The sequence below is a fragment of the Gordonia polyisoprenivorans NBRC 16320 = JCM 10675 genome, assembly GCF_000241325.1.
Lineage (GTDB): Bacteria > Actinomycetota > Actinomycetes > Mycobacteriales > Mycobacteriaceae > Gordonia > Gordonia polyisoprenivorans.
On sequence record NZ_BAEI01000057.1, the window covers coordinates 131,807 to 145,184 of the forward strand.

Here is a 13,378-nt window from a genome sequence, read left to right on the forward strand (position 1 = left end):
CTAACCCCGCCCCGGTCTCCTGCCCTCCTCCGATAGGGAATCGAGCGCTGCCAGTTCGGCGTCGAGCACCGGGCCGATGACGGCGAGCGACGCCGCATCGGCCATCCCGAGATGGTGCGTGGCGACGTCGACGTTGCGGATCTCCCCGGACACGTAGGCGCGCCACCCCTCGGCGATCGTGCTCGGGTCGTCCTTGTCCTCGGTCGCGGTGAACACCTGCAGATCGCCGCGGAAGACCGCCGGCACGAAGTCCAGGACCACCTGCGTCGACAACTCGAAGCTCGTCATGATCCGGTCGACCTGGTCGGCGCCGAGCAACCCCATGCCCTCGATCTGGGCCCGGATGATCGCGGTGACCTCCTCCGGCGTGGACGCCTGCACGTCGTCACCGAGATCGAACAGGTCGCGCCAGCCACCGAGGACGTCGATGACGACCGAACCGTCCTGCTCGGCGCCGGGTCGTGCGGTCGCGTCGGGGGCGGGCTCGACGGTCTGCTCGGTCGCCCCCGGGTCCTCCGGTACGGAGTCCATGACGCCGAGGAAATCGACGGTCTCGCCCTCGCTCTGCAGACGCGTGGCCATTGCATGCGCGATCACACCACCGACCGACCAGCCCAGGATGCGATACGGGCCATGCGGTGCGACCTCGCGGATCTGCGCGACGTAGCGCTGCGCGAGCGCGTGGGCATCGGTGATCGACGGTTCGCCGCCGACCACATGCGGGTCCTGCAGGCCGTAGATCGGCCGATCGGCCAGATACGGCACCAGCCCGCCGTAGAACCAGGCCAGCCCACCGGCGGGGTGAACGCAGAACAGCGGCGGCTGCGAGCCCTCGGCGCGCAGGGTGATCAGCACGTCGGCTGTCGCGGCGTCGGCCCCGGTGATGCGTTGGGCCAGCCCGCGCACCGTCGCGTCCGAGAACAGCCAGGCCAGTTCGATCTCGAGTTGATGCTCGCCGCGCAGATATGCCGCGACCCGCGCCGCCGACAGGGAATTGCCCCCCAGATCGAAGAAGCTGTCGTCGGCACCGACCTCGTCGACGTCGAGTACCTCGACGTAGGCGGCGGCGACGGCACGCTCGACGTCGTTGCGCAGCGGCTCGATCTCGCGCTCGACGATCTGCGGCGCGGGCAATGCCCGTTTGTCGAGCTTGCCGACCGGGGTGAGCGGCAGATGCGCGAGCACCGTGATCGACGCGGGCACCATGTGCGCCGGGAGCCGCCGGGTGAGGTGCGCGCGGAGATCGGCGATCAACGTCGCCTGATCGGCGTCGGGATCGGTCGGCACCACGTAGGCGGCGAGCGCCGAGGCCACCGATCCCCCAACTCCTTCAGCACCGACTCCGTCAGCACCGACCCCGATGACGACGGCGGCGTCGACGAGGCGGTGCCGGCCGAGTTCGGCCTCGATCTCGCCGAGTTCGATCCGTAGTCCGCGCAACTTGACCTGATCGTCGCTGCGGCCGGCATATTCGATCACCTGACGTCCGTCGGGCCCGCGACGCCGGCGTGCGAGGTCGCCGGTGCGGTACATCCGTGTACCGGGCGCGCCGAACGGTGCGGCGACGAAGCGCTCGGCGGTCAGACCCGGGCGGTCGAGGTAGCCCCGCGACAGCGCGCACCCGGCGATGTAGAAGTCGCCGACGACACCCTCGGGCACGGGATGCAGCCGGGCATCGAGGACGACCTGCTGCAGTCCGTGCAGCGGCGCACCGATCCGCACCGGCGTCCCCGGAGTGGCGATCTCGCCGATGTTGGTGAGGATCGTCGTCTCGGTGGGGCCGTAGGCATTCTGTATCCGGACGTGCGCCGACCAGTGGTCCTGCAGCGCCTGCGGTACGGCCTCACCACCGACGGCGATGCACTCCACCGCGGGCAACCGGGCCGGGTCGAGGGTCGACAGGGTCGTCGGGGTGAGGAACGTGTGTGTCACCTCACGGTCGATCATGAACTCCTGCAACGCCTCCCCGCCGACGGCGTCGGCCGGTCGATAGACCAGGGTGCCGTTGTTGGCCACGGCGAGAAGATATTCGAGGACCGAGGCGTCGAAACTCGGTGACGCATAACCCATCACGATCGGCCCGTCACCGACGCCGAGCCGCGCCGACTCGGCGCGTGCGAAGTTCCACAATCCGGTGTGCGAGACCGCGACACCCTTGGGCCTGCCGGTCGAGCCGGAGGTGTAGATGACGTAGGCCACGTTGTCCGGACGCACCACCCGCAACCGGTCCTCGGCACCGATCGGTGCGTCGTCCATCGCCGCGATCTCGGCTGCGGTCGACTCGTGATCGGTTGCCACCCACTCGAAGTCATCACCCGGCAGGTCACCGACGGACGCGATCGACAAGCCGAGGACGGCCCCGGAATCCTCGATCATGGCCGAAACGCGCTCGGCCGGATAGCCGGGGTCGATCGGTACGTAGCCGCCACCGGTCTTGGCGACCGCCCAGATCGCCACGAACAGATCGGCCGACCGCGGGATCGCCAGCGCCACCAGTGATTCGGCGCCGATTCCGCAGCCGATGAGCCATCGTGCCAGCCGGTTCGAGCGGGCATCGACGTCGCGGTAGGACAGTGCTGTACCGGAGGGGTCGATGACCGCGGTACGTCTGCGCTGGCCGGCGACCGCCGCGGCGAAGATGTCGGCGAGCACCATGGGCGCCACCTCGGGCCCCCCGGACACCGGGACCAGCTCGTCGATCTGTTCGGCCCGCAGCAGCGGTGCGTCACCGACCGCGGTACCCGGCTCGGCGGTCAGCCGATCCAACAGACCGACCAGGCTCGCGGCCATCGACTCGACGCGGTGCGCATCGAACAGATCGGTGGCGTACTGCACGGCGCCGGACCAGGAGTGGCCCGCCGCTGCCGGGGTCACCGAGAACAGCAGGTCGACCTTGGCCGGGATCTCCCCGATCGACAGCGGCCGAACCTGCAGACCGGCCATCTCACCGCCGGCGACCGACTCCCCGGCGAGTTCGGCGATCACCGACTGTTCGAGGGTGAGCAGGACCTGGGTCAGAGGCGCAAACGCTTCCGAGCGCACCGGATTGAGGTGATCCACCAACGTCTCGAACGGGATGTCGGCGTGCGCGTACGCGTCGAGATCGATGCCCCGGATGCGTTCGAGCAGGCCGTGGAAGGACTCCTGAGCCCGATAGTCGGACCGCAGGACCAAGGTGTTGACGAACATGCCGATCAGCGGGTCGAGTTCGGGTCGGCCACGGCCGGCGACAGGTGTGCCGACCGCGATGTCGTCGCTCGCCGACAGCCGGGCGAGCAGTACCGACAGCCCGGCGTGGATCACCATGAACGGGGTGACCCGATACTCCTGGGCGAGTGCGGTGATCCGCTCGGTGATCGGGGCGTCGATCTCGAAATGTGTTGTCGCCCCGCGGGTGGACGCGACCACCGGACGCGGACGATCCGTCGGCAGGTCGAGCACACTGGGCAATCCCGCGAGCTGATGCGACCAATAGTCCCACTGTGCGTGCAGGATCGAACCCGGCTCGTCGACCGACCCGAGGTGCCGGTGCTGCCATACCGCGACGTCGGCGAATTGCAGTGCGAGCGGCTCGAACTGCGGTGGCACTCCGGCCACCCGTGCGTGGTACGCCGTCACCAGATCGGCGACGAGCGGCGCCAGTGACTCGCCGTCGGCGGCGATGTGGTGCAGCACCAGCACGAAGACGTGCTCCTCGGGGCTCGCCGACCACAAGCGGGCGCGCAGCGGGAAGTCGACGGTGACGTCGAACCCCGTCGTCGCCGCCGCCTCGAGGTCGTCGCGGCTCCCGGCTATCTGCCAGTCGACCGGCGCGGATACCGGGTGGACGAGTTGCTCGGGCACACCGGCGTTCTCGGGGAAGGTGGTGCGCAGGATCTCGTGGCGGGCGACGACGTCGAGGACCGCGGCATGCAAGGCCTCGACGTCCAACGCGCCGTGCAGGGCCAGCGCCGCGGGCACGTTGTAGGCCGGTGAGGTGGGGTCGAACCGGTTGATGAACCACATGCGTTGCTGCGCCAGGGACAGCGGCACGCGGTCGGGTCGTGGCGCAGGTGGCACCATCGCCGGACCCGATGCGCCCCGACCGCCGGCGAGGGCGGCGAGTTCCCGGACGCTCGGTGCCTCGAAGACGTCACGGACCGAGATCTCGCGTCCCAGCGCCTCACCCGCGCGCGCCGCCACCCGCATCGCCGACAGCGAGTTGCCGCCCGCGTCGAAGAACGACGCGGTCACACTGACCTGCTCGACGCCGAGCACGCCGGCGAAGACCTCGGCGAGCACCTGTTCGGCCGGTGTGGACGGTGCCACGATCTCCCCCGACACCTGTTGCGGCGCAGGTAGTTCTCGGCGTGAGATCTTGCCGGCGGTGTTGAGCGGCATCTGCTCGAGCAGCACCCAGATGGCCGGCCGCATGAACTCCGGCAGCGCCCGGGTCACGGTGGCCTTGACGGCATCGAGGTCGACGGTGTCGGGCGCGAGATAACCCACCAGCGATTCGCCGGCAGGTGTGGCGACTACCGTCGCGGCGGCATGGACGACCCCCGGGGCGGAGGTGAGCACGGCCTCGATCTCGCCGAGTTCGATGCGCTGGCCGCGCAGCTTGGTCTGGAAATCGGTGCGGCCCAGGTACTCCAACTCACCCTCGGCGTTCCAGCGCACCAGGTCGCCGGTGCGGTAGAGCCGAGCGCCGGCAGGCCCGTAGGGGTCGGCGACGAACCGTTCGGCGGTCAGGGTGGGTTGGCCGGCGTACCCGCGAGCCACGAGATCCCCGCCGAAGTACAACTCGCCGGGCAGCCCCGGCGGCACCGGACGCAGACGCTCGTCGAGGACGAGCGCGACGGTGTTCCACAGTGGCCGACCGATCGGCACGGTGTGGCCGTCGCGCCGGATGTGCTGCACCGCGGCGTAGATCGTCGTCTCGGTGGGACCGTACTGGTTGTACAGTTCCGTGGCGGGCAGCAGTCGCCCGATCGCGTCGGCCACCGGGCGGGTGAGCGCCTCACCACCGGTGTGCAGCAACCGTAACGCCGTGAGTTCGGTCAGGTCGGATTCGTCGACGATCTCGGCCATCGCGCCGAGTACCGAGGGCACCAGCGTCGCCGAGGTGACGCCGTGATCGATCATGCGACGCGTCACCAGCACCGGGTCGCGGTGCTCTCCGGGGTGGAGCAGGACGAGCCGTCCGCCGCACACCACGGGGCGGACGATCTCGATGATCGCGGGGTCGAAGGTGTACTCGAGTTGTTGCAGCACAACGTCGCCCGGGCCAAATCCGTAGTAGTCGCGGTCGAAGGCCAGATGCGTGCTCAACGCCCGACGCGAGACGGTGACACCTTTGGGTCGTCCGGTCGACCCGGAGGTGAAGATGGTGTAGGCCGCGTGCTCGGGAAGGACCGTCGCGCGGCGATCGTCGGCGGTGACCGGTGCGACGGCGGTGGAGTCGACCACAGAGAGATCCACGGCAGTGGCGGTATCGACCGTCAGGGTCCGCACGTCGGGCAGTGCGGCGATCCCGTCGGGGATCGGGCCGGGTCCGACGAGGACGAGTGACACGTCGGCCACCTCGGTCATGTAGCGCACCCGATCTGCCGGTGCGCCGGTGTCGATCGGCACGAACTGTGCGCCCGCAGCCCACACGGCGTGGATCGCCACGATCATCTCCACCGAACGTGGGATACACACGGCCACAGCCGTGTCCGGTCCCACTCCGGACGCGATCAGCTCACGGGCGAGCGTGCTCGCGCGGGTGAGCAATTCGGCATAGGTGACCTCTCGTTCGTCGGCGATCACCGCGATCGCGTCGGGCGTGTCGGCGGCGCGGCGGGCCAGCAGGTCGGTGACGGCATCGCCCTCGAGCGGTACCACCGCGCCGTGCGACCAGTCGTCGAGGAGTGCTGCGGTGGCCGAATCCACCAGCGGCACTTCGCCGATCGGGGTGTCCGGTGCGTCGACGAAGGTCTGCAGGATTTGGGTGAGCGCGGTGGCGAAGATCATGATCTGCGCCTCGTCGAAGGCCGTGGGCAGATACGCGAATCGCAGGTGGAGCCGATCCCCGCGCACCGAGGTCGCGAGGTTCAGCGGGTAGTGGGTGGAGTCGCTGACGTCCACGCCGCGCACCTGTAGTCCCCCGACCGCCGTCGGCGACGCCGAGGACAGGGAGGCGGTGTCCACCGGGTACGACTCGTGCACGGTGAGGGTGTCGAAGGCGATGGGAACGCCGCTGTGCGCGATGATCTCGGGCAGACCGAGATGCTGGTGGTCGAGGACCGCGGTCTTGTCGTCCTGCAGGGCGCTTGCCACGGCCGCCAGGGTGGCGTCGGGGTCGACGTCGACGACCACCGGCAGCGTGTTGATGAACAACCCGACCATGTTCTCCACGCCGGGTAGATCGGCGGGACGGCCCGACACGGTCTCCCCGAAGGTGACCACACGCGACTCCGAGAGCCGCGCGACCAGCAGCGCCCAGGCGACCTGTAGCACGGTGGCCAGGGTGGTGCCGTGTCGACGGACCGAATCCTCCAGTGCGGCGGTGAGTTCGGCCGGCACGGCAACGATGTGTTCGGCTGGTCGGTGTTCGGCGGTGGCCTCGGCACCCGGTGCGACGAGGGTCGGCCCCTGCGCACGAGCCAGTCGTCGCGCCCACGCCTGCAGCCCCGCGCGATCGTCGATGCGGCCGATGTGGTGTAGGAAGTCCCGGAAGTCTCCCCCGGATCCGTCGCCGGTGTAGGCCGATCCGGTGGCATACAGCGCCATCAGGTCGGCCAGGACCAGTGGCCCCGACCAGCCGTCGAACAGGATGTGGTGGTTGGTGATCACCACGTCGGTCTGATCGCCGTGACCGATCACCACCACCCGGAGCAGCGGCGGCGACGCGAGGTCGAACGGCTCGTTGCGTTCCTGCCGCGCGATCTCGGCCACCCGGTCCGGTGCCGCGGCGTCGTCGGCGAGGTCGACGACCCGCCACCCGGCCCGTGCGTCGGGCGGGATCACCGCGAGGACCGCACCACTGCGGGCACGCACGAACCCGGAGGCGAGCACCCGGTGCCGGAGCAGCAACTCGTCGGCGGCCGCACGCAGCCGGTCGAGGTCGACGTCCCCACCGAGCCGGAGCACCGCCTGGGTGACGTACGCATCGACGACGTCGTCTGCGGTGTCCGCAGTGCCACCCGAGGTGGCCGTGGCCGGGCCGTTACCGGCGAGCACCGACTGGAAGTAGAGGCCGCGTTGCAACGGCGACAGCGGCCAGATCGCCGCTCCGGGATAACGCGCCGCCACCTCGTCGAGGTCGTCCTGGGTGGCGTGACTGCCGGGCACGTCGGACGGTGAAAGACCCACCGGCTCTCCGGCGTCGACGATCTCGGTGAGTTCGGCCAGTTCTCGCCGCCACCGCTCGGCGATGTCGGTGGCGTCGGCCTCGGAGAGTACGCCCTGGGCGAATCGCAGATCGGCGGCCAGTACCGGCCCATTCGTTCCGGTGGTGACGGCGGCGTTGATGGTCAGCGGCGCCATCACCGGCATCGCCCCCGACACCGAGGACGGCAGGAACGGCGCGTCGGGTGCGGGCAGGAAGTGGGCCGTCGCGCCTCCGCCGACGTCTCCCCCGCCGCCGACGTCTCCCCCGCCGTCGGTGGCAGCCCGGTTGCCGAGGTAGTTCAGGGCGATCGTCGGCAAGGGGCGTTGCGCGAGAGGCGAGTTCGCCACCGCACGCAGGTCGGCGAATCCGATGCCGTGATCGGGGATCGTCAGTCGTTGTTCCTTGGCCGATTTGACCGCGTGCACGGCGTCGGCACCGGGGTCGACGAGCATCGGGATCAGGGTGGTGAACCATCCGACGGTGCGCGAGAGGTCGGCACGACGCGGGTCCGGGCCGGACTCGAGGATGTCCTCGTGGCGGCCGTGGCCCTCGACGAGGATCGTCACCGCCCGATCGTCGGCGATACCACGCTGCTGCTGCCAGGACCGGATCGCGCGCGACAGGGTGCCGGCGAGAACGTCGTTGACGCTGCCGCCGAATGCTTCGGGCACGGCCGCGAGCAGTGACCCGGTGATCGGCGCGTCGATCCGCGCGATCACCGAGCCGACCGTGCGCAGGCGGTCCCGCTGCGGATCGGGGTCGACGCCCAGCCGGGTGGGCGTCTCCGGGGAGCGCGAAAGCCACAGCGCCAGTTCGGATTCCCGCGACTCGCGCCGATCGGCCAGCGCCTGTTGCCAGGCGCGCATCGACGTCGGCTCCGAGCGTACGACCGGCGGCGTGCCGGCCGACACCGCCGCCGCCGCGGTGAGCAGGTCCTCGATGAGGATCGGCCACGACACGGCGTCGACGGCCAGATGGTGGATCACCAGGACCAACCGGGCGGCGTCGGCACCGACCACCAGCGCGGCACGCATCACCTGCCCGGCGGCCGGATCCAGTAGCCCTGCCGCCCGCGCATGAGCGTCGCGCACCGATTCGTCGAAATCTTCTGTGCCGGAGGCACTGTCGGTGATCACCCGCTCGATGGCGGCATGTGCGTCGAACGGCTCGCCGGTCGTCAACGCCCATCCGACCGCGCCTCGGGTCAGTCGCGCCGTGAGCATCGGGTGCGCCGCGCAGACCGCCGCCAGCATGATCGCGAGATCGTCGACCGACAGTTCCCTCGGTGCCGCCAGCACCATCGACTGGTTGAAGTCGGCGAAGTCCTCGGGTGCGGGCGAGGTGTCGACCATCCACGAGATGATCGCGCCGAGTTCGGTCGGCCCGGTGGGTCCGCCGGGCGGGTCGGCCAGTACCGGCAGCGCTGTGGCACCGTCGGTGGCTGCACGGGCCATCGCCCGAACGGTCTTGTGTTCGAAGATGTCTCGTGGGGTCAGCGTCAGTCCGGCGGCCTTGGCCGCCGAGGCGAGCTGGATGGACATGATGGAGTCGCCGCCGAGGGCGAAGAACGATTCGGTCACGCCGACCTCGTCACGACCGAGGAGGCCGGCGACGATCGCGGCGAGAGCGGTCTCGGCGGCGGTGGCCGGCGATACGCGATCGGCGGCCTCGAATACCGGCTCCGGCGCGGGCAGCGCGGCCCGGTCGAGTTTGCCTCCCGGGGTGAGCGGCAACTCCGCGAGGACGACCACCTGGTGCGGGATCATGTGCCCGGCCAGCCGTGCACCGGCGGCGGTGACGATACGCGCCGGGTCGATGGTGGCGCCGTCGTCGGGAACCAGGTAGGCCACCAGCCGCGATCGCCCGGAGTCGTCGGCGACTCCGAGGACCACCGCCGAGGCCACCTCGGGTAGATCGGTGAGCACGGACTCGATCTCGCCGAGTTCGATGCGTTGCCCGTTGATCTTGACCTGATGGTCGGCGCGCCCGGCGAATTCGATCTGCCCGTCGCGGCGCAGACGCACCAGGTCGCCGGTGGCGTACATCCGCTGCCCTGGGATACCGGTGAACGGGTCGGCGACGAAGGACGTTGCCGTCAGGCCCGGCCGTCCCAGGTAGCCGCGGGCCAATGAATCGCTGGTCCCCAGATACAGCTCGCCCACCACCCCGCGCGGCACGGGGTGCAGTCGCGCATCGAGGACGTAGGCGGTGAATCCGCGGACAGGATGGCCGATCGTCACCGGTCGGCCCACCTCGGAGCGGCCGGTGCTCGACCAGACCGTCGCCTCCGACGGGCCGTAGAAGTTGTACATGCGGCGTCCGTCGGCCCCGCGTCCGTCGGCACCGCACCCATTCGCCCAGCGCGCCACCAGTTCCGGCGGGCAGGCCTCACCGCCGGTGACCAGATTGCGGATCGTGCGACCGCGTTCGACCGGGACGGTCGCGAGCACCGTCGGGGTGATCAGGGTGTCGGTCACCCGATCGCGGCTCAGGACGGCGCCGAGGGCCTCCCCGGCGTAGGCGGTCGGGGGCGCCACCACCAGGGTGTGTCCGAGTGCGACGGACCACATCATCTCCAGCACGGAGGCGTCGAAACTCGGTGAGGCGACGTGCAGGACGCGGGTGTCGGGCGCCTGTTCGGGGGTTCCGGTGATCTCCCGGAGGGCGTCGACGAGAGTCGCGATGCCACGGTTGCCGACGCCGACGGCCTTGGGTCGGCCGGTGGAGCCGGAGGTGTAGACGAGGTAGGCCAGGGTGTCCGGGCCGATCTCGCCGGCACGGTCGGCTGTGGTCACCGGCGCTGCCGGGCGGGCCGGATCCGTGGCGATCGCGACATCAATCCAGTCGCAGCCACCGGCGGCACCCAGGCGGTGTCGGGTCGCCGCGTTGGTGACGCCCAGGCGCACACCGGAATCGGCGATCATGTAGTCGATGCGGTCCTGGGGGTAGGCCGGATCGATGGGCACGTAGGCGGCTCCGGAACGAATCACGCCGAATACTGCCACGACGGAATCGACGGAGCGTTCGAGGCCGACGGCGACCACGTCGTCGGGGCGCACACCGCGCGCGATGAGCTCGCGCGCCAACCGGTGGGTGCGCTCGTCGAACTCGCTGTGCGAGAGCACCTCACCGTCGCAGATCACCGCATCACCGGCCGGATCGAGCACCCGCGCGTCGAGGATGTCGACGAGCGGTCGGGGTGTACTGATCCCGCCGTCGGCGGCCGGCTCGAGGACGCCGGTGGAATTACGACTGGGGCGCATCGCCGAGAGCGCGGCATCGTCGACGACGTCGATGTCGCCGACCGCGCGCCGGGGGTCGGCGACCATGGTGGTGACGACCTGGAGCCAGGTCTGCGCGAACCGGACGACGGTGTCCTCGTCGAACAGTGATGTGGCGTAGAGGAAGTCGGCACGCATCGGACGATCGGCGGACCGGTCGGCGACGCCGACCGTCAGATCGAACTTGGCCACCGCGTTCAGCGGTCCGAGCGGGCGTGCGGCCAGTCCCGCCACCTGAACCTCGGCCTCGGCGTCTGCGGGGGCGCCGGCCGATTCGTGGGTGAACGCGATCTGCACCAGCGGTGGGTAGGCGGTCGAGCGCTCGGGGGCGAGTTCGTCGATGAGATCGTCGAATTGCACGTCGGCGTGGGCGAAGGCTTCGACGTCGGTCGAGCGCACCGCCGCCACGAAGTCGCCGATCGGCACTGCCGGATCGACGTCGGTGCGTAGCACGAGGGTGTTGACGAACATCCCCACCAGATCGGCGAGCGCGGCGTCGGTGCGCCCGGCGATCGGCGCCCCGATCACCACGTCGGAGGTGGCGGCCAGGCGCGCCACGGTGATGGCCAGCGCGGCGTGAGAGAGCATGAACGCCGTCACATCATGTTCGCGGGCAAAGGCTTCGAACTTCGCCGCCACCGCGTCGTCGACCTCGACGGAGACGACGGCCGCCGTCGTGTCGAGCACCGCGGGGCGCGGGCGGTCCATCGGCAGGTCGGTGACCGCGGGCAGTCCCGCGAGGTGGGCACGCCAGTAGGCCATCGCCGCGGCGGCCGGCGATCCGGGATCGGCGACGTCCCCGACGACCTCGCGCTGCCACAGCGCGAAGTCGGCGTACTGCACCGGCAGTGGCAGCGGTGCGTCGATCCCCGCGCCGGTGCGTCGTAGGTAGGCATTGAGCAGATCCCCGACGAACACCGGCGAGGACTCACCGTCAAAAGCGATGTGATGCACCGTGATCACCACATCGGAATGTGCGGCACGATCCTCCGCGGCGCGGCCCCCACCACGATCGGTTCGCACCCGCACCCGGATCGGCAGGCGGCTCGACACGTCGAACCCACGGACGGCACTCGCGGCGAGTTCGGCCTCGTCGTCGGTGACCGCGAAGTCGAGTTCTTCTGCCGCCGCGTCGGTCTCGAGTATCCGCTGGTATGGGCCGGCGCCATCGGACGGGTAGACGGTGCGCAGCACCTCGTGTCGCGCGAGGACGTCGAGGACGGCCAGCCGAAGGGCGTCGGTGTCGACCGCACCCTCCACTCGCAGCCCCATCGGGATGTTGTAGGCCGACGAGTCGGTGTCGAACTGGTTGATGAACCACATCCGCGACTGCGCGGTCGACAGCGGAAGCCGTTGCGGCCGTGGTCGTGCCGTGAGCTGTGCCCGGGTCCGGCCGCGGCCGGTCAGGGCGTTGGCGAGTCCGCGGACCGTCGGCGTGTCGAACAGATCGCGGACGGTGACATCGGCGTCGAGTGTCTGCGCCACCCGGGCGGCGACGCGGGTCGCTGCCAACGAGTTGCCCCCTAGGTCGAAGAACGACTCGGTCACGCTCACCCGATCGAGTCCCAGCACGTCGGCGTAGATCGCCGCGATCTCGGTCTCGGGTCCGGTCTCGGGCGCGACGATCTCACGGACCTCGATCTCCGGCCGGGGCAGCGCGCGACGGGCGACCTTGCCCGCACTGTTGCGAGGCATGACCGCCATCGGCACCCACAAGGTGGGTCGCATGTATTCCGGCAGTGCCCGCGTGACGGTCGCCCGGACGGCGTCGAGGTCGACGTCGTCGGGGCTCACATAACCGACGAGCTGTGCTCCCGCGGGAAAGTCGACGACGGCCGCGGCGGCGTGCACGACACCGGGGGCCGATGCGAGTACCGCCTCCACCTCGCCGAGTTCCATCCGCTGCCCGCGCAGTTTGACCTGAAAGTCGGTGCGGCCCAGGTACTCGATCTCGCCGGCGGAGTTCCAGCGCACCAGGTCGCCGGTGCGGTACAGGCGCGCGCCGGGCGGCCCGAACGGATCGGCGACGAAGCGCTCGGCGGTGAGCGCCGAGGCAGAGGCATACCCACGCGCGATCTGGATGCCGCCGAGGTAGAGCTCACCGGGCACGCCGACCGGTACGAGTTGCAGCCGCGCGTCGAGCACGAACGTGGTGGTGCTCGGCACCGGGACACCGATGGGCACGGTGGCCTCGCCGGGCAGGACGTGGTGGGCGGTGACGTCGACCGCCGCCTCGGTGGGGCCGTAGAGGTTGTGCAGCTCCAGCGCGGGCAATTCGGCGAGGACCGCCTGCGCGGTGGCCGCCGCGAGCGCTTCCCCGGAGGTGAACATCGCCCGCAGCGAACGCAATCCGGACAGCCGCGGGCCGAGCACGTCGACGAACGTGGCCAGCATCGACGGCACGAAGTGGATGACCGTAACGTTCTCGGTGGTGATCAGGTCGGCGATGTGGTCGGGGTCGCCGTGCCGATCCGGCTCGGCCAGCACGAGGGTCGCGCCGACGGTCGCGGGCAGGAACAACTCCCACACCGACACGTCGAAGGTGATCGGCGTCTTCTGCAGCACGACGTCGGAGTCCTTGAACCCGTACCACTCCCGCATCCACTCGAGCCGGTTGACGATCGCCGAGTGGGAGACCGTCACCCCCTTGGGGCGCCCGGTGGAACCGGAGGTGAACAGCGTGTAGGCGGCATCGTCGGGCCGGATCGGTGCGCGCCGTTCGGCGTCGGCGATCGGCGGGGTC

1 protein-coding gene (only partly in view) is annotated in these 13,378 nt (G+C 70.2%); it reads right to left on the reverse strand.

Annotated elements, in window-relative coordinates; translation table 11 throughout:
* Positions 1-13,378, reverse strand: partial view of a non-ribosomal peptide synthetase gene (locus GOPIP_RS14490; protein WP_006370452.1) — the 3' portion only. The gene runs 389 nt beyond the window's last position; the window shows 13,378 of its 13,767 coding nt (coding positions 390-13,767); its start codon lies beyond the right edge, outside the window; it ends in the stop codon at positions 1-3.